This is a genomic window from Streptomyces mangrovisoli, from assembly GCF_000974985.2.
GTDB classification, from domain to species: domain Bacteria; phylum Actinomycetota; class Actinomycetes; order Streptomycetales; family Streptomycetaceae; genus Streptomyces; species Streptomyces mangrovisoli.
In genome coordinates this window covers 53,920-71,127 of the sequence record NZ_LAVA02000046.1, presented here as the reverse complement: position 1 = coordinate 71,127, position 17,208 = coordinate 53,920, and the positions used below count along the sequence as shown (strand labels likewise).

Annotated in this window: 11 protein-coding genes and 1 pseudogene; 7 read left to right on the top strand and 5 right to left on the bottom strand. The window is 70.6% G+C overall.

Annotated features, from left to right (window positions below):
* Positions 1-356: 356 nt before the first annotated feature.
* Positions 357-665 carry a hypothetical protein gene (locus WN71_RS20420; protein WP_046581966.1) on the bottom strand — a complete coding sequence of 103 codons (309 nt, stop codon included), beginning with the start codon at positions 663-665 and terminating at the stop codon, positions 357-359.
* Positions 666-782: 117 nt separating this feature from the next.
* On the opposite strand from WN71_RS20420, the gene WN71_RS20415 reads away from it, so the two are divergent.
* Both WN71_RS20415 and WN71_RS20410 read left to right on the top strand, forming a co-directional pair.
* Positions 783-1,241: a hypothetical protein gene (locus tag WN71_RS20415; RefSeq protein ID WP_046581964.1), complete on the top strand. Its 459-nt coding sequence runs from the start codon at positions 783-785 to the stop codon at positions 1,239-1,241.
* A gap of 454 nt (positions 1,242-1,695) precedes the next feature.
* Complete coding sequence (locus WN71_RS20410; protein WP_240529702.1) at positions 1,696-2,100, top strand: hypothetical protein; 405 nt, start codon at positions 1,696-1,698, stop codon at positions 2,098-2,100.
* A gap of 303 nt (positions 2,101-2,403) precedes the next feature.
* Here WN71_RS20410 and WN71_RS41965 read toward each other — a convergent pair whose 3' ends face one another.
* The 3 genes and pseudogenes from WN71_RS41965 to WN71_RS39945 all read right to left on the bottom strand — a co-directional run.
* On the bottom strand, positions 2,404-2,562 hold the full coding sequence (locus WN71_RS41965) for a hypothetical protein (RefSeq protein WP_167382939.1): 159 nt from the start codon (positions 2,560-2,562) through the stop codon (positions 2,404-2,406).
* A 578-nt stretch (positions 2,563-3,140) separates the two neighbouring features.
* On the bottom strand, positions 3,141-4,562 hold the full coding sequence (locus tag WN71_RS42780) for a penicillin-binding transpeptidase domain-containing protein (protein WP_420856511.1): 1,422 nt from the start codon (positions 4,560-4,562) through the stop codon (positions 3,141-3,143).
* A gap of 57 nt (positions 4,563-4,619) precedes the next feature.
* Positions 4,620-5,325, bottom strand: a pseudogene (locus WN71_RS39945) (serine/threonine-protein kinase); the annotation flags it as partial.
* A 250-nt stretch (positions 5,326-5,575) separates the two neighbouring features.
* On the opposite strand from WN71_RS39945, the gene WN71_RS20395 reads away from it, so the two are divergent.
* The gene (locus WN71_RS20395) at positions 5,576-6,934 is read left to right on the top strand and encodes a Fic family protein (protein ID WP_046581958.1); all 1,359 of its coding nucleotides are present in this window, start codon (positions 5,576-5,578) and stop codon (positions 6,932-6,934) included.
* 498 nt (positions 6,935-7,432) lie between these two features.
* Here WN71_RS20395 and WN71_RS20390 read toward each other — a convergent pair whose 3' ends face one another.
* A complete protein-coding gene (locus WN71_RS20390; protein ID WP_046581957.1) occupies positions 7,433-8,041 on the bottom strand; it encodes a hypothetical protein in 609 nt (202 codons plus the stop codon).
* Positions 8,042-8,696: 655 nt separating this feature from the next.
* On the opposite strand from WN71_RS20390, the gene WN71_RS20385 reads away from it, so the two are divergent.
* Genes WN71_RS20385 through WN71_RS20370 form a run of 4 tightly spaced genes read left to right on the top strand, consistent with a single transcriptional unit; the run spans position 8,697 to position 17,126 of the window.
* Positions 8,697-10,229 (top strand): TIGR02677 family protein, encoded by a 1,533-nt coding sequence (locus tag WN71_RS20385; protein WP_206300107.1) that lies wholly within the window; start codon positions 8,697-8,699, stop codon positions 10,227-10,229.
* Complete coding sequence (locus WN71_RS20380) at positions 10,226-11,578, top strand: TIGR02678 family protein (protein WP_046581954.1); 1,353 nt, start codon at positions 10,226-10,228, stop codon at positions 11,576-11,578. Before WN71_RS20385 ends, WN71_RS20380 begins: the two co-directional genes overlap by 4 nt.
* Positions 11,575-15,732: a TIGR02680 family protein gene (locus WN71_RS20375; protein ID WP_046581951.1), complete on the top strand. Its 4,158-nt coding sequence runs from the start codon at positions 11,575-11,577 to the stop codon at positions 15,730-15,732. Before WN71_RS20380 ends, WN71_RS20375 begins: the two co-directional genes overlap by 4 nt.
* Positions 15,729-17,126 (top strand): TIGR02679 family protein, encoded by a 1,398-nt coding sequence (locus tag WN71_RS20370; protein ID WP_079177978.1) that lies wholly within the window; start codon positions 15,729-15,731, stop codon positions 17,124-17,126. Before WN71_RS20375 ends, WN71_RS20370 begins: the two co-directional genes overlap by 4 nt.
* Positions 17,127-17,208 lie beyond the last annotated feature (82 nt).

Here is a 17,208-nt window from a genome sequence, read left to right as displayed (position 1 = left end):
GCGAACTGGTCTGCCCGTTTATGACCACTGGATGGGCGCCCTCTTCGGGACGTTCGCGGTCGAGTCCGGCCGTGCCGGGCCGGCATGTCCGCGGATGGCCAGGATTTGGGCCTGGGACCCTCCGCATGCGCGGGGACCACATGACCTGCGTCGCGAGGACGCCGCTGTACCGGGGACCACACCCGCAGGCGCGGCAGCTGGAACTCAAACCGTGGGGCGGGTCAGGTCAAGATGTCACCCGATCGTGCGGCAGACCCTGCAGGTGTTGACCGCGTTTGGGCTCGTCGAACAGACCGACTCGGAATGAGAGAAGCCACCGCTGTCCTGACGGCTGGCGGGGGCTCTTTTTACACGCCTCACTTGATTTTTCTGGCTTCGATCTCCTCGAAGCTGACCACCCTGGCACGGCGACGGGCAGGGGTCGCCGACTTGGCCGGGGCCTTCCTTGCGGCGGGGCTGCGCCGGACCGGCACGACGGGCTCGGCCTTGAGTTCCGCGACGCTTTCCTGCGCACCGACCTCCAGCTCTCCGAGCAGATCTTCCAGACAGGCGCCGTGCTCCTCGCACAGATCCTTGGAGATGCTCCGGCCGTCGCTGACTGTGATGGTGTAAGTCTTCGCCGGTACTTGCTGGTCGATGTCGCACGCGACCACTTGAATCTTCATGCTTCCCTCCCGGTGTGCATCTTGAGCTGCTCGTAATCGCCATATCTGTGCAGTGTTGACTGGGTTGCGGCGCTGTGGAAGTGTCGCAGAGCAAGATCACTTGGAGCAAGGAGGCGCATGGGCAAGCGCAAGATCGTGAACGAGTCGGAGGTCATCCGCTGGTTCGAGGAAGGCAAGACCTATCAGTGGATGATCGACGAGTACAAACGCAAATACGACATCGAGACCGTCTCCTCCATGTGGGGCAACTTCCGGCGACGCCGGGGGCTGGACCGCCGGATCGTGCGGGATGACGAACTCATCCCCTGGTTCGTGAAGGAAGAGCACCGCTGGGCGTATCCCCTCGCGATGCTCCGGGCGGAGGCCCGACGCCGCGCTGGCAAGGAGCTCACCGAGGCGGACCAGAACCGTCTGAAGAACTGGATGAAGATGATCCAGCAGGAGAATGCGGTCGTGCACTACGAACCTGACACCGAAGAAGGCTTCTTCTACGTCCCGCGCCAGGCGGGCGACGATGACCTCATCCACCGCCCGAAGAGCAAGACGACGCCGCGCCCGAACGCCGATCGCGACTGAGGCGGCAGGTACCGGCAGAGCCCCCCATCCGAACTGCGGAGGCTTTGCCACCCGAGCCCAACTGGCGCGCTGGCAGGGAGAGGCGGGCGATGCTGCGGGCGCCATCGCCGCCTTCGCCGGCTTGCTCAGCGACAGGGCGCGGGTGCTGGGCACTGACCACCCCGACGCCGTCACGACGCGAGCTGACCCGACCTACTGGCAGGGCCGAGCCGGATGAATCTTTCGTCGAAGAGCGTCCTGGGTTCGGGGCCGGGCGTGTCACTACGACGCGTACGGCAGCCGTGCGGGCGTAGGAGCGGGAGCCTCGCTGGCGCTGTTTGTTCGGCATTGGGTCGTCGAAGCCTGCGGGAGCGGATCACGGGCCGGCGGGGCGAGATCGCGCTGGAGGGGATACCGAACCGCGTTCGAGATTTGGGTCGGTGGCCTCTCGGGGGGCTGCTCTATGCTCGGACAGGTGATCTTCGACAGGTTCCCCGTCGTCGGCAGGTTCAGGGAGCTGGAGTACGGCTGTACGGACGGGCCGTCGATCCGGGCTGCTGTGCGCATGGCTGCGCCAGGGTACGAAGGCGATCTGGTTCGGTACCTACGTGCCGGCACGACCGTGTTCGCCACACCGTCAGCTGTGCCTGATGTGCTGAGTGGGACCGGCGAGTTCATCGAAGGGCTGCACCTGCTCACAGACGGACATTGGCTGTGGTACTCCGACCTGCCCCATTACGTGGGGCGCTACCACGTGGAGATCGATCCGGCATTCATCGAGCACGCGCGCAGTAACGACTGGACTGCTCCGCAGGTGAGCGACGAGCACCTCGAAGTGATGGTGGCGTTGCTGATCGGGGACGAAGAGGAGCCGACCTGATGCCGCTGTCGGCGGCGGGCCATCAGGCCGGGGTGCGCGTCAACGGGCGCCGACCCGCCCGGACGGCAGGCACGACGGCGCTTGCGGGGAGGGGGCTTATGGGGCATCTCCCCACGGAACCGGCCTGGTTGACGTTGCGGTGTTCACGAGCCGCCACGCGGCGATCTGAACGGCGCCTCTGCCATCTGGTGGAAGTGGACCGGCCGAACGGCGGCACGACCGGTGGAGCGTGGCCCGGCGCGGGGAGCGTCCGGGCCGCTGGGCGGGGCTTCTATGGGGTGCCGGTCGCGTCGAGTTCCTCTGTCAACTCGTCCATGGCGAGAAGAGACTGCGCACGAGTTGGGAGGCCAGGTAGGTGGGCAGGTTCGGGTGCCCGTAGGGCAGTGGTGTCGCCGGCTCGGCGATGACATGGACGCCGTGCTCCGGGTCGTAGCCGTAGATCACGCCGATGACTCCGTACAACCGGGGCTGATCTGAACGGGGCCGGCGACAACCACGCCCAGGCTTCCGCCGCAGCGCGGACAAACATCCTCTGTCCGTCCTCAGGAACGCCTGCTGCCGCAGGAGTCCGAGCACCGGCGCGATGTGTGGCGCGAGCTCACCCTCCACCGCGAGCGCATGGCATGGCCTCAGAACCGAAACAGCGCAGGGTCGGCTCCGCACCGCCCGGAGTCGCCTGGCCCTGCTGGGCAGTGAAGGCCGCCGACCTGCCGCCACTCTGCTCGTCCCGGCCTCGCGTGGATCCGTCCTGGTCTTGGCCTGGGGCGGCCCGCGGCGGCTCCGTCCAGAGCGACGGTCGTAACGGCGACATCTTGGGTACAGCACGGCCGGGGCTGCGAGACCATCCCGCAGCCGGCGCCCTCGACGGACACGCAGGTGGCTGCCGGTGCTGTTCTTCAGCCGAGGGATGCTTCTTCCTCGCCGCCGCCACGACAAAGCCTTGGACGGGCCCGATCGTTGGACGTCGGGGCATCGCGCGTTCGTGATCAGGTCCCGGGCAGCCCACGTCGAGCGCTGGGCCGGTGGTGAGGGGGGCTTCTTCAGTGGAGGGCGGCCTGCATGATGGTTTTCGCTATCGTCCCCGCGCCGTCGCGGTCGTCGTCGTCAAGGAGTACGGCAACCGCGACGCGTGGGCGGTCGTCCGCCGCGTAGGAGACCAGCCACGTGCCCGGATTGCCGTCCTTGATGATGCCGTTGTCGCCCGAGCCGGTGTCTTCACCGAGGCTCTGGAAGGTACCGGTGCTGGCGCCGACATGGACGCCGCTGATGGCGGCCGATGATGCGCTGCCCGCTTGCACGCTGTCGGTCATGAGCGCCTTCAGCCCCGCTGCGGTGGCCGCGCTCATGACTCGTTTTCCCTTGCGTGCAGCGTCGTTGCCTTGGGTCAGGACGTACGGCCGCAAGAGTGTTCCGTTGTTGGCGATCGCGGCGGCGATGACGGCCAGTTGCAGGGGCGAGGCCGTGACGTCGAACTGGCCGACCCCGCACAGCGCGGTCTGGGCCCCCGTGGTCCCGGTGGGGAAGCGGGCGCTTGTGGCGAGCAGCGGCGTGGTCAGCAAAGGTGCGTTGAAGCCGAAGAGTTCCGCCTGCTTGCGCAGGGCCTCCGCACCCAGGTCGACGGCGGCTTTGCCGAAGACGCTGTTGCAGCGGTACCTCATGGCCAGCCTGAGGGAGGCGTTCTCACAGTTGTTGTTGTGGTCCTGCATCTTGACTGTGGTGCTGGGGATGATCCAGGGATTCGGAGTTCCGGTGGCTTGGTCGACGGAGCCGTAGAGGTCGCTTTCCAGCGCTGCGGCAACGGTCACCAACTCGAAGACCGCTCCGGGTGGATACGTGGTGCGGGTGGCCCCCTCCAGAGCCTGCCGGTTGAGGCCCGCCGGCAATGGTGAGGGAGACGGGGTGGTTGTGGCGGACGACTTTCCCGCCACCGCGAGGATCCGGCCGGTCGCAGGGTCGAGAGCGACGACCGAACCTTTGCGGCCCGACATCGCCTTCGTGGCAGCTTGCTGGACCTTCGCGTCGAAGGTCGCCGCAGTCGGGGTGGAGGTGCCACGGGAGGCCGTCGAGCCATGGGAGTCGGTCAGCATCTGAGTGATCAACAGCGGGGCGGCCGTCAGCGCGGCCACCACGGCCAGCGCAACGCCGATCAGCCGCCACCGGCCGCGGACGGGCCTCGTGGCCTGCTGTCCGCCACCGGTCACTGCGGGCGTGGAGAGCGGATGAGGATGCGGTGGGCTCGTCGGCCACGACCGGGTCTCGGCGCCGGCCAGGTCCGGGGGTATCGGCGGTCGTGCGAAGTGGGGTGGGCGCAGTGCGGGCCCGGGGTTGGTTGCCGTTGCCCCGCCCTCCAGGTCGAGGAGTTCGGCTGCTCTGTGGCCGATGTCGACGAGCAGTGGCTGAGGCAGCCAACTCTTGTGGATCATCGAGACGGCGTCCTGGCCATCGGTGAGCGCATCACGCAGGTGCAGCGGTGTCGGACGCAGGGCCGGCTCCTTGGCCAGACAGCGCTCGACGATGGTGCGCAGCGAACCGCTCAGTCGCTCCAGGCTCGGGGGTTCGTGGACCACTCGGTAGAGGAGGGCCTGGACATTGCCTTGTCCGAACGGATCAGTTCCGCCCACCGCGTAGGCCAGTACAGCCCCCAGGGAGAAAATGTCGCTCGCCGGACCGACCGGGCGCCCGGTGGCCTGCTCGGGCGACATGTAACCCGGGGAGCCGACCACGTGCCCGCTCTTGGTGAGCCGCGCGGGCGATCCCGAAGTCGATGAGGCGGGGCCCGCCCGCGGCCAGCAGCAGATTGGACGGCTTGACATCCCGGTGTACGAGTCCCGCGGCGTGCAGGGCCTGCAGTGCCTCGGCGAGACCGGCGCCCAGTGCCCGGACGGGCTGCTCCGCGAGCGGCCCGAACGTGCGTATGGCGACGTCCAGCGCGGGGCCCGCGACGTAGCTGGTGGCCACCCAGGGGCGCTCAGCCTCGGTATCGGCTTCGAGTACCGCAACCGACCACGGGCCCGAGCCCGCCCGGTGGGCGGCGTCGACCTCGCGGCGGAACCGGGCACGAAACTCGTGGTCCTCGGCCAGATCGCGGAGGACCACCTTCACCGCGACGGTACGGCCGCCGGCGGTTCGGCCCAGATAGACCCTGCCCATGCCCCCTGCGCCAAGCCTGCCCAGCAGCAGGTAGCCGCCGATCCGGACCGGATCATCCGGCCGCAACGGTTCCATGCACGCCCCCTCGTGACAGTCCGCATCCCAGACGATATGGGGAGCGACTCCGCGCGCACAGGCGAACCGGGCGGTTCGTCGACGAAACGTTGACATCCTGCAGAAAAGCTGCCGAAAAAGCCGATCAGGAGCACGTCTACAACCATCGAGCCGGCCCGCCGGTGATTCGTTCCTCCCGCCTGTCGCTCGGATGCCGCGGGAGCGGTAATCCGCTTGAACCACGGATGGGTTGGCGTGGCAGGCTTGCCTGGTGATCGTCGAGCTTGCCCCCTCCTATCTCACCTGGGGCGACGTGGACCCCGCCCGTCATCCTTTCGACAGCGCGTCGGCGCCGCAGGTGGTGCGGTCGCTCGGGCCGGCCCCCAGGGCGCCCAGCCGTCCCGACATTCCCCTCGGCGACCCGGCCATGAGCGACTGGAGCCGGGACGTGGGCCGGCCCTGGGCCGACGCGATGTCGCAGGCCCTCGCCGAGTACTACGGCCGCTGGACCGCCGGCTGGCGCTGGGCGCACGACGAGGGCGACTTCGACGGAGGCCCCGTGGGGAACTGGTGCTGCCCGCGGGACTCGATCACCACGCCGCAGGAGACACTCGACCGTGTCGGCGCGGCACTGTGCGAGTGGCGCGCGTGGCTGGAGAGCCTGGCCGGATGGTTCGACGCGTACCCGCTGAACCTGGACGGCATCGAGGACCAGCGGATCCTGTGGGAGCGCGCGGCCCGCAACCTGATCGTCCAGGTGACGGACCGGACCGGCTGCGGCAGCGGCTGGTACGGGCACTGTCATCAAGTGCTCACCTGGTTCCTCAGCCGCTGGGGCGTGGCGGTCGACCGCGCGGAGGAACTGGTCGACGAGGCGATCGGCGGTCGGTTCGGGAGCTGGACCGGCCCCGACCCGGAACTGGTCGAGGACGTCGCGGAACGCCTCGCGCTGTCGGTGCGGCCGCACGATCGCGCACGATCCGCCGGTCCGGTTCCGGACCACCTGAAGCGCTGGCTCGCGGTGCGCGAGACCGTGCCGTGGCGGGAGGCTGCCGAGGACGGCCGGGACGAACCGGTGCTCCCCTCGTGCGACGGCGCCACGGCAGACATACGTGCCTTCGACGGAGCCCTGGACCCGGCCCGCGCACAGGGCCTGTTGGCCGCCCTGGAACTGCTGCGGGCCGACGCGGCGCGCGGCCCCGAACTCGACTTCGAGCTGCTCCGGAGCTGGCAGCGGTACGTTCTGGGGACACAGCGGCCGCCCGCCTTCCGCGACCAGCCGGCCTTCGCCAAGGGAGGCCGGGAGCGCTACGGCATCGGTCCGGACACCCGAGCACGCCTCGACTCCTGTCTGGCCGAGAGCGCGCCCACGATCGAGCGGCCCCTTCCGCTCACCGCGCGGGCCGCACGCGCCTACCTCGACGTGTGCTTCTTCCACCCGTTCGACGACGGGAACGCCCGCTCCGCCTTCCTCGCCCTCGTCTTCGTCCTCGCGCGCGAGGGTGTCGCGCTCGACGACGTCAGCCTGCTGCGCCGCGTGACGTTCCAGGCCGACGAGCCGCAGGACGCGCTGTCCCTCACGCGGTACGTCGAGATGCACCTCGCGGAGACCCGGCGCAACGCCCTCTGACCGAAGAAGTCGCTTGAGAATCCGGCAGCTTGGCGGGTTCGCACCAGCTGATGGACCGACGGCATCGGCGGAGGCAGGCGTTTCCCGGGACACCGACATGCCCGGGCGCGGCGAACGCGAGGGCGTGTGCCCGCAGTTGTGAGGCGCGGTCGGGCCCCCGCCACGCAGGGGGCGTGCGCGGCGTCATCTGTTGGGAGCCGACCGCCGGTGCCACGTCGCCACGTCGCAGGGTGCACTCTGTGCCGGACTCGGGCCCGCACCTGTGGCTGTCTCATCAGCCGCGCAGGGGATCATCCCGGCACCGTCGGCCCGCTCACCCCACGGTGGGCGGCGACGCAGGCCACCGTGGCGCGAGCGACAGGAGACAGGAGCCGTCCGCTCGCGCCCCCTTCACCGCACGTGGTAACAGACGCACGCCGACTGCGCCGAAGCTCTGCGGCTCCGGCGCACGCGTTCTCGGTTTTGTCTCACGCAGAGTTCGAGAGGTGGCGTCGTCCCTCAGATGGTCGGGGTGTCGTCGACAATCGGCTGGTGAATCTCGACCACCGGCTTCCACCCCGCGGAGAACTCGATGAAGTCCGCACGGGTGGGATAAGTGTCGATCGCGCGACGGTCACGCTTGGGGCTGTCGTTCCCCTTGCGCCCCCGGGAAACCTGTTCCTCGAAGATGTCGACCTTCACGTCGGGGACCTCCTTGAGGCCCTGGCGCCAGATCTGCACGATGTCCGCGCCGAACGCCTGCCGGGCGGCGGCGTAGAGGGCCGTGAGGGCCCCCTTGTCCCCACCGGGGACGAAAAGCGCCAGGTCCAGCACGACGCCTGCGGACTGGAGGACCTCGATGGTCACCGCGCCGTTCTCGTCGGCCACGTAGATTCCGGCTTCGTTCTCGTCGTCGGGAAGGCAGGAGATCTCTTCCTGGAATACAGTTCTCGCCGTGACGGAACCGCCCTCGAAATGCTCACCGGATTTGGTCAGAGAAGCAGGGACGTAGCAGCCGGGAAGCTTGAGTTCTGCCGTGTCGGCGGATATGAAGAGCCTGTCCTTCACGCCGAGCTTCGTCACCTCTTCCAGCGAGAGGCGGCGAGCGGCGATCTTCTCCGTGTTCACGATTTCCCTTTCAGGTTGCACTGTCCCTCAGAATGAGGACGCTACCACGAAACCAGGAGGTCAACTGCCCGGTAATCCTGGGGTAATTGGCCCCTGGCGACCGGCGCGGGAGAGTGTCGGAGCGAGTGGCACCCGGTCAGGAACGCGCATCGGTCACGTAGTGTCTCCCGCCGCGGCATTGAAGATCAACTGCCGGTTGCATTTCGACGTGTTGGGTAGCATGGGGGATTCAAAGGGGAGTTTGGGGTGGGTATCGCCCATATCTGCTTCTGGGGGCGCTGAGGTAAGGCGATCCGTACTTCGGTGTAGCCGGCTGACGCCAGGTTGCCCGACCTGGGCGGAAATGGGCGTACTCGTTCACGCCGGAGCCACGGGTGCGTGGGTGAACCATCGGATCGTCTCCCGGGCCGTTGTCGGCATCGCGTAACGCGTCCTTCGTGTCGGCATCTCGGGTCGGTATCTTCGATCATGCGCAGTGCGAACCGCCGTCACCGGCTCTGAAGGAGCCCAGGACACGGGCCCTTCCCCTTCCGGCCGTTTGAAGCCGATCTTCCTCGAATGACCCTTGAATGTCAGTGCCTCCCTCTACGGTGGAGATCGAGATGGCGTCGGGACAACAGGGAGGGGCGTCGGGGTGCGCAGGGTGCCGCCGGAAATGTTCCGGTTCACGACGGTGGAGAGGTCCGATCTCTACGGAGCGGTGCTCGACGTCTTCGGTGTGGCCGGCGAGCACCTGGAGACGGCGCTGGGACTCGACGCGGTACGCGAGCGACTGCGCCAGGTGGGCTGGGTGGCGGTCGTCGAGGACGAGGATCTGCACGAGGCGCTCAGGAAGCTCGTGCAGTGGGAGCTGCTGGACGTGGTGCACAACCACGCGGAGCACTACCGCACGGCGGAGGAGTACGAGCGGCGCAACCTGCAGTATTCGCTGACCCGCCAGGGTGAGGCCGCCCTTGCCGGTGTGCGGCACGCGCTTGAGGTGCTCACTTCCACGGGGGCGCTGCAGACGGCGGTGCTGGAGGCGATCTCCGACCGTCTGGACGAGTTGTGCGTGCTGAGCGGCGAGCCCGCCGCGGCGGATCGCCGGGTCTTCACCACGTTGCGGGAACTGGAGGGGCATCTGGACGCCCTGGTGGAGAACACCAAGGCGTTCAACGGCGAACTGCAGCGCCTGTTGCGCGCCGAGGGAGCGGATCTGGAGGTGTTTCGCGAGGTCAAGGCCGCCACCGTGGCGTATCTGCAGGAGTTCCTGGTCAACCTGGACCGGCGGGGGCAGGCCGTCGCCGGGGCCGTGGAACGGGTGGAGGAACGGGGGATTGCCGTACTGCGCGAGCGGGCCCTGCGTGGGGCGGAGTTGCCGCCGGTGACCGGGGCGGATCCCGCGGCCGGCTGGCTGGAGGGCAGAAGGGCGCGCTGGGCGGGTCTGCGGGCATGGTTCCTGCCGGACGACGGCGCCCGGCCCCGCATCGAGCAGCTGCACGACATCGCCCGTCGGGCCATTGTCTCGCTTCTGCAGGTGCTGGAGCGGATCAACGAGTCGCGGCGGCGGTCGTCCAGCGCCGTGCAGGATTTCCGGGAACTCGCGCGCTGGTTCGAGGCGGCTCCCGGCGAAGAGGATCTGCACCGGCTGTGGTCGGCGGCCTTCGGCCTGGGTGCGGCACGTCATGCTCACCTCGCCCATCTGGACCCGGAGTTGATTCCGTCGTCCCACTCGTGGCGCGATGCGCCGCCGGTGGAGGTCTCGGCCCTGCTGCGGACCAGTGGCCGCACGGAGCGGTTCACCCGCACGGCCAAGGTGCGGGACGTCGCGGCCGTCAGGGCCGAGCGCGCCGAGCGGGCCCGTGCGGAGCGAACCGAACTCGCCCTCGCCTGGCAGGTGCTGGAGACCGGCGGACCTGTTCGCCTGTCGTCGTTCGGATCGTTGGACCCCGCTGTTTTCGACCGCCTGCTCGACCTGCTCGGCCGCGCCCTGGCCGCCAGGCCGGACGCGAGCGGGCTCAGGCGCGCCACGACCGGGGACGGCCGCGTCGAGATCGTGCTGGTGCCGCCTCCCGACACGAGCAGTGCCGTGCTGCACACCACGAAGGGCTCACTGACCGGACCGGACTACGTCGTCCAGATCACGGCGGCGGGCGGACCGAGCGCCGTTCCGGCGTTGCGGGCCGCCTCGCGGGAGGTGGCGGGATGAGTACCCTCGCCAATCAACTGGCCGCCGCGGAAAGGGAAGAGGTCGCCCGCGCCATCCGGCTGCTCCTGGCTCATCCCCTGCTCACCGACACCGTCGACCCGGCCGGATTCGAGCTGGTACGGCGTCGGCGGGAACCGCTGGCCCAGTGGTTCGACTACACCTGCGGCTGGAGCCTGGTGGTGGAGCCCCGCCGTGGCTACGCCCGCCTCGGCAAGGTCCGCGCCGACCCGGACGCCTCCCGCCCGGCCCGCAGGGTCCGTTCCGGCCGGGCCCCGTTCGACCGGCGACGCTACGTGCTGCTGTGTGTCACCGCGGCCGAGTTGCTGTCCCTTCCGATGACCACCATCGGCATGCTGGCCGACCGCGTCGTGCAGGCCACGGCCGCCGACCGTGCCCTGGCCGCGTTCGACCCGGTCCACCGGTCCGAGCGGATGGCATTCGTCGACGTCCTCAAGCTGCTGGAGTCGTACGACGTGCTCCGTGCGGTGGACGGGACGACCGAAACGTACGTCGAGTCCGCCGAGGCCAAGGTCCTCTACCGCGTGGACACCACCTTGCTGATGCGCCTTCCCGCGGCGCCCGTCGGCGCCTCCCGACTCGCCGTACCGCCCGAAGAGGTGCCCGCTCGTTTCGGAGAGCTCCTCACGGCACTGGTGAGGGAGCGCCGATACGGCGGCACGAACACGGCCCTCGACGCCACGGCCGACGGGACGCACGGCGAGAGAACCGCCACCGACGCACAGCGCAATCTGCGGCTGCGCCACTCGGTGCTGCGGCGCCTGTTCGACGATCCCGTGCTCTACCGGGCGGATCTCGGCGAGGACGAGCTGGCCTACGTCACGTCGCTGACCGGACGTCAGATCCTGCGCCGCTCGGTCGAGCAAGCCGGCTTCCTCCTGGAGGAGCGCGCGGAGGGCTTCCTGCTCGTGGACCCGGACGGCATCGCCACCGACGTCCGCTTCCCCGACGACACATCCACCGCCAGGGTCGCCGCACTGCTCCTGCTGGAGCCGCTGTGCGCCGCGCCCGCCGGACTGCTGCCCGAGCAGCTGGCCGAGGCCGGGACAGGACTGCTGCGCCGCTTCCCGCGATGGGCCAAGGCCTATCAGTCCGACGACGGCCCCCTGCGGCTGTCCGCCGACGCGGTGCGCGTCCTGCGCGATGTGGGGCTCGTCCGCACGGTCGAGGGACGTGTCGTCGCCTGCCCGGCCGCCTACCGCTATCGCCTGACGGAGATGAAGAGCCGGGAGCCGGACGCCGGGCCCCAGCGGGAGCGGGACGGGCGCCCGCCGGACACCGCAGGCGAGGCAGCCGCCGGCGCCGATGTGCTGGAAGGGGATCAGCGGTGAGTGTGACGGAGTTGCCCTTCCCGCGGCGACCGGAGCCCGCACAGCCGCCCGCGGCAGCGGCCGGCACGGTCGATGCGACGGGCAGCCGCTGGCAGCCGCACCGGGCGGGCATCCTCAACGTCTGGCGTTACTACGACGAGACCTTCACCTTCCACCAGGGACGCCTGCTGCTGCGCGGGCAGAACGGATCGGGCAAGTCCAAGGCCCTGGAGCTGCTGCTGCCCTTCCTCTTCGACGCCAGCCTGCGCCCCAACCGCCTGTCCACGTTCGGCGGTTCGGAACGCACCATGCACTGGAACCTGCTGGGCGAAGGGGCGTCCGGAAAAACGCGTGTCGGTTATGTGTGGATGGAGTTCCGCCGCATCGACGATGACGGCGCACCACGGTGGTTCGGCTGCGGGGCCCGCCTGCAGGCCAGTGTGCACACCAGCGGGGTGCACGCCGACTACTTCACCTCCGGTGCCAGGATCGCGCACCCCACCGGTGTCCTTCTGGTCAACGAGGCCGGTCAGCCGCTGACGCGCGCAGCGCTCGCAGAGTCCCTGCGTGACCGCGGCGAGGTCCACGCTTCGGCCGCCGACTACCGTACGGCCGTACGACGAGAGCTGTTCAGGGGGATGGGGGAGCAGCGCTACGAGTCGCTGGTGTCCGCTCTGCTCCAGTTGCGGCAGCCCAAACTGTCCGAACGGCTCGATCCGTCCCTGCTCTCCACGCTGCTGTCCCGCGCCCTTCCTCCGCTGGGCGACGGCGAGATCGCTGAACTGGCCGAGGGCTTCGAACGGCTGGACCGCCAGCGCGAGCACCTCAAACGGCTCGACGACGAGGTCGCCGCGGCGGAGACCGTCGCATCCCGCCAGCGGGCCTACTCACGACGCGTCCTGCGCGCCGGCTCGGCCGCCCTGATCTCGGCGACCACCGAGATGGACGACCTCACCCGGGCCGCCCGGCAGAGCGCGGAGGACCTCCAACAGGCGCTGGAGGAAAGAGAGTCCGCTCGGCTCCGGCACGAGGAACAGCAGCTTCGCGCGCACGCCCTGCAGGAGACCGTCGACGCTCTGCGCGAGAGCGACGCGTACAAGCAGGGTGAGGAACTCGACCGCCTGCGGCGGCACACGGAGGAGGCGGTGGCCGCCGCCGGGCGGCAGCGCGGCGCTGCCCGGGCCGCCCGGAACGGAGCAGGTGAGGACCAGAGGCAAGCCGACGAGGCAGCCGGCCAGGCCCGCTCCCTCGACGCGCACGCACGCGAAACCGCCGAGGAGGCGCGACGGGCGGCACGGGCGGCGGGCATGGAGTCGATCCACCGCGAGGTGACGACGCTGCTCGACGCGAACCGGGCGGCAGAACGCGCCGACCGTGCGCAGGAGGACGCGGGCGGGGCCCGGCCCGCGGGGTCGAGCGGTGCGCGCAGTGCGGGTGAGTACGGGGCACGGCAGGCACGATCGTTGCTGCGGGGCGCGGTCGCCGCGCGGCGCGAGCAGGTGGGCCTCATCACCGAGGCGATGGACGGCCACGACCGCGCCGTGCGGGACAGGGGCGCTGCCGAGGGCCTGCTGGAAGAGGCCCGCGGCCGGCTCTCGGAGGCGATCACGAGGCGGGACGAGGCGTCCGGGGCGTGGGACGCCGCCCTGGCCGACCATACGGAACGCCTCCTCGCCTGGGCCGACGACTGCGCGGAACTGCGTATTGCCGACCTCGACGAGCTGGCGGCCTCGGCCGGGACCGAGTCGGAGGTGACGGCGCTGGTCGAAGGTGCTGCCCGACCGGTGGAGCAGGAGATCGCCACCTCGGCGGCCCTTGCGACGGCCGCGCGTGCACAGGTGCGGGACGAGCGGAGCCGCGTCGAGGAGGAGGTCCGACGGCTGAGCGGTGAGAGCGACCTGCCACCGGTGCCTCCGGCGACCCGCACCACCGTCCGCACGGCCACGGCGGGCGCGCCGCTGTGGCGCCTGGTCGCCTTCCGGGAAGGTGTTCCGCTTGCCGTTCAGGCCGCGGTGGAGGCGGCACTTGAGGCATCGGGCCTCCTGGACGCCTGGGTCAGCCCCTACGACGGGATCACGCTGCCGGGGCACGACACCCGGGCCGAAGCGACGCTGGCCCTGGCCGCCGCCGGGCCCAGTCTGCTGGACGTGCTCCAACCCGAGGACGACATTCCCGTCCCGGTCGACACCGTGCTGCGCATCCTCGCCGGCGTCGCGTACGGCTCCACGCTTCCCGGAGGCCATCCGGCGGCGGTCGGTGCCGACGGAGCCTGGCGTCTCGCGCTGGCCACGGGAACGTGGAGCAAGTCGGAGCCCGCTCACATCGGCGCCGTCGCGCGGCTGCGGGCCCGCCGGCGCAGGATCGGCGAGCTGTCCGAACTCATCAGCGAGGCGAACGCGAGGATTGCCGCGCTCGACGACCAGCTGCGCGGCCTCGACGCGCGCCGGGAGGGGCTGAAGGCGGACCGGCAGGCCCGCCCCGACCACCGTGAGCTCGACGCCCGCCGACGTGCCTGGGAGCGTGCCGAGGAGCACGTGGCCGCCCGTGACGACGCCGTACGCGACGCGGCCGCCCATGTGGCGCGGTGCGAGTCCACGGTGACCGACGCCCTGCGCACGCTCAGCCGCCGGGCGGCAGAACACGGTCTGCCCACCGATCGGGTCCGGTTGCACGAACTCTCCCGCGACGTCGAGGGGTTCAGGGACCGCGCCGACCTCTGGGTGGATGCCCGGCTTGCCGCGACCGCCGCGGCCCACCGGTCCCGTCAGATCACCACGCAGGCAGAACGCGCGCACCGGACGGCCGAGAAGGAGACGGAGAAGGCGGCAGCCGCCGAAGCCGAGGCGGTGGGGCTGACAGCGCGACTTCAGGCGGTGGAGGCCACCGCCGGCGAGGACTACCGGCAGATCGTCGCACGCGTCGCCGAAGCGCGGGCCGAACTGACGCGCTGCCGTGAGGAGGCGGGCCGCGCGTCCGAGCTCCTCCTACGCCTGGAAGGCCGTATCGGCGGGCTGCGCGCCACCAGCGGACAGGACGCCGAGCGGCGGGAACGAGCCGTCGCCGAGCGTGACCGTGCGGCACACCGGTTCCGACACCTGTGTCTTGTGGGTCTCGCGGAGGACGCGGGCCTCCCGCTCGAACCCGACGCCGGTGACGGCACGAAGGCCACCCTGGAGGCGGCCCGCGCCACGGCGGCGAGATGGCCGACGGTTCCACACGCGCCACGCAACCTGGGGGACGCCGCGACCCGCCTGTCGGAAGCCGTCCACGAAGCCCGTCAGCGCCTGGGCGCCCGCGCCGACCTGGACCTGGAACCCGACGACGACACCCAGCTGTTCCACGCCACCCTGGACGGCCTGCGCGTGGGGGCCACCGGCCTGCTCACCACCCTCGCCCAGGAACGCGACCGCAGCCGTGACGACATCACCACCGCCGAGCGGAGCCTCTTCGACCAGATCCTCACCGGCGACATCCGCCGCCACCTCGCCGCCCGCATCCGCCAGGCCGGCGAACTCGTCGACCGCATGAACGGTCACCTGGAGCGGGTGCGGACCGCCTCCAACGTCGCCGTCCAGCTCGTCTGGGATGTCCGCCCCGATCTGCCGGACGGCACCCGTACCGCCCGTCAGCTGCTGCTCAAGGACCCCGGCCGGGTCGGCGAAGCGGACCGGGCCGCACTGCACTCCTTCTTCCGCGCGCGCATCGAGGAGGCCAAGGGCAGCGACACGGCAGCGAGCTGGGAGGAGCAGCTCGGCGAGGTACTCGACTACACCGCCTGGCACCGCTTCACCGTGCGCCTGGACCGGGCGGGCGGCACCGGCTGGCAGCCGCTGACCAAGAAACTGCACGGCGCGCTCTCCGGCGGAGAGAAGGCCATCGCCCTGCACCTGCCGCTGTTCGCCGCTGTCGCCGCCCACTACGAGGCCGTACCGCTTGCTCCGAGGCCCATCCTGCTGGACGAGGTCTTCGTCGGCGTGGACACCGTCAACCGGGGACAGGTCTTCGCCCTGCTCACCGCTCTCGACCTCGACCTCATGATCACCTCCGACCACGAGTGGTGCAGCTACCGCGAGTTGCCGGGCATCGCGGTCCACCAGCTGCTCACCGACGGGGACGACGACGCCGTCACCAGCGCCCGCTTCGTCTGGAACGGCACCGACCTGGAGGCGCGATGACCCACACCGAGCCGGCCCCCGGTGACGGCACCCTGCGCCGTGCCGAACTCCGCCCGCTGTGGGCCATGGTCCACAGCCGGCTCTGTTCCGGCCGCCCCGTCACCCGCGTGCGCATCGGCCCGCTCGACGAGGCCCAACGCGAGGCGCTCGCCGACCTCCTGGGCCTCGACCGCCTGCCGGACCCGCGCCCTTACGTCTCTCTGGCCCGGCTGGAAGAGGCCGTCACCGAGCTGTCCGGGCGCACGGTACGCGAGACCGTCACCGAGCTTGTCGGCCCGCTCGCCGACCGCGCGGCGGACCGGCGCCGGGAGGAGGACGCGCGTGCCCGGACATGGGCCTGGCTGGACGCTCACGCCACCGTGCGGGCCCAGCCCGCGCTCGCCGACTGGACCGCCTCGTGCCGCGCCGCGGGCCTGGTCGGCGGCTCACCGGAGGGGACCCGAGTGCTGCTCGCGCAGGCGCTGGCCGTGCTCGCGGACCTCCCGGCCGCGGCCGAGCCTCTTCCGGTCTTCGCCGCCCGGGTCCTCAAGGGCGACTCCCACGCACTGGACGACGGCACCCGGCTGTCCACCCTCGTCCTGCGGGCCCTGGCGGTCCTCCACGCGTGCGCCGTGCCGAACTCCGCTGCGGACCGGCGTGCTCTGTGGGCGCGCGCGGGTGTCGCAGACGACGACCTGTCGGCCACCGTTCTCGTCGCCGGACTGCGCCCGGCCGGCGAGGGAACGCTCGCCCGCGTGGCCCGAGCCTGTGCCGAGGCAGGCCAGGCCGCCAGCCTGACCCTTGCCCAAGTGCGGGCCCCGGGCGATTTCACCCTCGCCGGTCATCCCCCGCCTGTCGTGCACGCCGTCGAGAACCCCAGCATTGTGGCCCTGGCCCTGCGGCGCTTCGGCCCGGACTGTCCACCGCTGGTGTGCACGTCCGGCTGGCCCAACAGCGCGGCCGTCCATTACCTGCGCCTCCTGGCGGATCGGGGCGCCACCCTGCTCTACCACGGCGACTTCGACGGTGAGGGCATCCGCATCGCGGCCTACCTGCTGGACAAGACGCCGGTCCGCCCCTGGCGCATGACGGCCGCGGACTATCGTGCCGCGGTGCGGCGCACCCCTCACGGGCCCGGGCCCGGCCGCCTGACCGACGCTCCCTGGGACCCCGGGCTGGTCCCTGCCATCGCCGAGCACGGAACGGCCGTGGTCGAAGAACTGGTGGCTGAAGTCCTGCTGTCGGATCTGGCGGTGCAGGCCGCGGCTCGGCCAGGCGAGCCGCGCAACGGTGAAGCTTCACACGCGTGCCCGCACACGAACGGCGAGGACCCCACCCCGTCGCCTGTCACCACTCATGGCCGACCACTCGGGCCGTCTGGCGACAGCACTCCCGTGGCGAGGGGACGACCCTGACAGCGACGCGGCGGCGCCGGGATGGTGGTGACACGAGCGCAGCCCGCAGCACGCTAATTTGGGGCACCCCGAAGCGGAGGAG

Bases quoted from the DNA above. Each gene is read 5' to 3' on its own strand.
- WN71_RS20415 (WP_046581964.1), top strand. From the start codon at position 783: ATGGGCAAGCGCAAGATCGTGAACGAGTCGGAGGTCATCCGCTGGTTC.
- WN71_RS20380 (WP_046581954.1), top strand. From the start codon at position 10,226: ATGAGTACCCTCGCCAATCAACTGGCCGCCGCGGAAAGGGAAGAGGTC.
- WN71_RS20370 (WP_079177978.1), top strand. From the start codon at position 15,729: ATGACCCACACCGAGCCGGCCCCCGGTGACGGCACCCTGCGCCGTGCC.
- WN71_RS20385 (WP_206300107.1), top strand. From the start codon at position 8,697: ATGTTCCGGTTCACGACGGTGGAGAGGTCCGATCTCTACGGAGCGGTG.
- WN71_RS20420 (WP_046581966.1), bottom strand. From the start codon at position 665: ATGAAGATTCAAGTGGTCGCGTGCGACATCGACCAGCAAGTACCGGCG.